Source organism: Streptomyces recifensis (assembly GCF_002154615.1).
GTDB classification, from domain to species: Bacteria; Actinomycetota; Actinomycetes; order Streptomycetales; family Streptomycetaceae; genus Streptomyces; species Streptomyces griseoluteus.
Window position 1 is genome coordinate 1 of record NZ_MUNH01000615.1, and the last position, 2,741, is coordinate 2,741.

Here is a 2,741-nt window from a genome sequence, read left to right on the forward strand (position 1 = left end):
GCGGCTGGCCGCCGGCGGCCGGGTCGTGCAGGGCGAGTTCCATCCGGCGGGCATCGGCCAGGAGTGGTGCGACGCCACGGTGCTCCGCCGGCTGCGCCGCCGTTCGCTGGCCGCGCTGCGGCACGAGCTGGAGCCCGTGCCGCCCGCCGCGCTCGCCCAGTTCCTCCCCCAGTGGCAGCACATCGGCAAGGGCCACACCCTGCGCGGCACCGACGGGCTGGTGCGCGCCATCGAGCAGTTGCAGGGCGCCTCGGTGCCCGCGTCCGCGCTGGAGAAGCTGGTCCTGCCGTCCCGCGTGGCCGACTACAAGCCGTCGATGCTGGACGAACTCACCGCGGCGGGCGAAGTCGTGTGGGCCGGGGCGGGCTCGCTGCCCGGCAAGGACGGCTGGGTCTCGCTGTACCTCGCGGACACCGCGCCCCTGTTGCTGCCGCCCCCGCACCCCCTGGAGCTGAGCCCGCTCCACCAGTCGGTCCTGGACACGCTCTCCGGCGGATACGGCCTGTTCTTCCGGCAGATCGCCGACCAGGTCCGCGCCACCACGCACCCCGAGGCGAGCGACGCCCACCTGGCCGACGCCCTGTGGGACCTGGCCTGGTCGGGCCGGCTCACCAACGACACCCTGGCCCCGATGCGCGCCCTGCTGGGCTCGGGCCGTACGGCGGGTGCGACGGCCCACCGTGCCAAACGCAATGTCCCGCGTGGGCGTTACGGCTCCCTGACGGCCGCCGCCCGCGCCACCTCGCGGTCCGGCCCGCCGACCGTCGGCGGCCGCTGGTCGTTGTTGCCCGTACCCGAGCCGGACGCCACCGTGCGCGCCCACGCGCGTGCGCGTGCCCTGCTGGACCGGCACGGGGTGGTGACGCGCGGTGCCGTGGGCGCGGAGGGCGTCGAGGGCGGCTTCTCGGCGGTGTACCGGGTGCTGTCCGTCTTCGAGGAGAGCGGACAGGCCCGGCGCGGCTATGTGGTCGAGGGCCTCGGCGCCGCCCAGTTCGCCATGGACGGCGCGGTGGACCGCCTGCGCGCGGTGTCCAACGCCCGCGACCGGGGCGAGCGCGTCATGCCCGTCCCGGTACCTGCGGGCAACGGCGCTCTCCCGCCCTTCCCCGGCGACGGCCACGCCGCGTCCGACGCCTTCGACCCGTCCCCCGGCGGCTTCGGACACCCGAGCATCGACGGCGACTTCGCCTGGCCTCCCCGCGGCGGCGACGACGGCGGTCTCCCACGCCCCTTCGGCCCGGCGGCGATCCCCGACCCGTACGCCTCCCCCGGCCAGGGCGGCCCGCGCGGCGGTTCGGGCTACGGCTCCCTTGCGAGCCGGAGCTACGGCCCCCGTACACGGGACACCGCCCCCGACTCCAAGGCGGTGGTCCTCGCCGCCGCCGACCCCGCCAACGCGTACGGCGCCGCCCTGCCCTGGCCCGAACCCCCGACCGGTGCCGGGCACAAGCCGGGCCGCAAGGCGGGCTCGCTCGTCATCCTGGTGGAGGGCGAGCTGACCCTGTACATGGAGCGGGGCGGCAAGACCCTGCTGGCCTGGCCCACGGACCCGGACTCCGCGGCGGCGGACGATCCCCGCCTGCGCGCGGCGGCGGAGGCCCTGGCGGCCGCCGCCCGTGCCGGCTCCCTGGGCACGGTCACCGTGGAGCGGATCAACGGCACCGCGGCCCTGACCTCGCCCCTGGGCCCCTTGCTGGAAGGCACCGGCTTCATAGCGACGCCACGCGGCCTGCGCCTGCGCGCGTAGACCCGCGACCGGAGAAGGCCACCGCGCCGTGGCACCCTGGACGCATGCCCGAAGGTGACACGGTGTGGCAGACCGCGAAGCGGCTGCACGACGCGCTCGCGGGCAGGGTGCTGACCCACAGCGACTTCCGGGTGCCGCAGTACGCGACGGTCGACCTGACCGGCCGTACCGTGCTGAACACCGCCCCGCGCGGCAAACACCTGCTCACTCGCTTCGAGGGCGGCCTCACCCTGCACACGCATCTGCGGATGGAGGGCGCCTGGAAGGTGTACGGCACGGGCCAGCCCTGGCGGGGCGGCGCCGGACACCAGATCCGCATCGTCCTGGGCGCCGACGACCGTATGGCCGTGGGCTACCGCCTGTCGGTGCTGGAGCTGCTGCGCACCGAGGACGAGGAGCGCGTCGTGGGCCATCTGGGGCCCGACCTCCTCGGCCCCNNTCGGCGAGGCCCTGCTCGACCAGCGCAATCTCGCCGGGATCGGCAACGTCTACAAGAGCGAGCTGTGCTTCCTGCTCGGCGTGACCCCCTGGCTCCCCGTCGGCTCACTCCCCGAGGACCGCGCCGCGCAGCTTCCCGGCATGGCCCAGCGCCTGCTGGAGGTCAACCGGGCCCGCCCGGTCCGCCAGACCACCGGCCTGCCCCGGAACGACCTCTACGTCTACGGCCGTGCTTCCCGCCCCTGCCTGCGCTGCCGCACCCGCGTACGCGTGGCCGACCAGGGCGACGGCACCCAGGAGCGCCCCACCTACTGGTGTCCCACCTGCCAGAGCGGCCCCGCCCCCGCGCCCGCCAGCGCTGGGCGGTGCCGGGCACGGGGGCGGGGCCGATCTGGCAGGTGGGACACCAGTAGGTGGGGCGCTCCTGGGTGCCGTCGCCCTGGTCGGCCACGCGTACGCGGGTGCGGCAGCGCAGGCAGGGGCGGGAAGCACGGCCGTAGACGTAGAGGTCGTTCCGGGGCAGGCCGGTGGTCTGGCGGACCGGGCGGGCCCGGTT

1 protein-coding gene and 2 pseudogenes are annotated in these 2,741 nt (G+C 75.8%); 2 read left to right on the plus strand and 1 reads right to left on the minus strand.

Annotated features, from left to right (window positions below):
- Both CCN33_RS27125 and CCN33_RS27130 read left to right on the plus strand, forming a co-directional pair.
- Positions 1-1,747: Lhr family ATP-dependent helicase (locus CCN33_RS27125; RefSeq protein WP_425275872.1), on the plus strand; the 1,747-nt coding region annotated here is incomplete at its 5' end.
- Between the two features lie 44 nt (positions 1,748-1,791).
- Positions 1,792-2,563, plus strand: a pseudogene (locus tag CCN33_RS27130) (DNA-formamidopyrimidine glycosylase family protein); the annotation flags it as partial.
- Here the strand turns inward: CCN33_RS27130 and CCN33_RS27135 are convergent.
- Positions 2,556-2,741 (minus strand): annotated as a pseudogene (locus CCN33_RS27135) (DNA glycosylase); the annotation flags it as partial. The pseudogenes CCN33_RS27130 and CCN33_RS27135 sit on opposite strands and share 8 nt — an antisense overlap.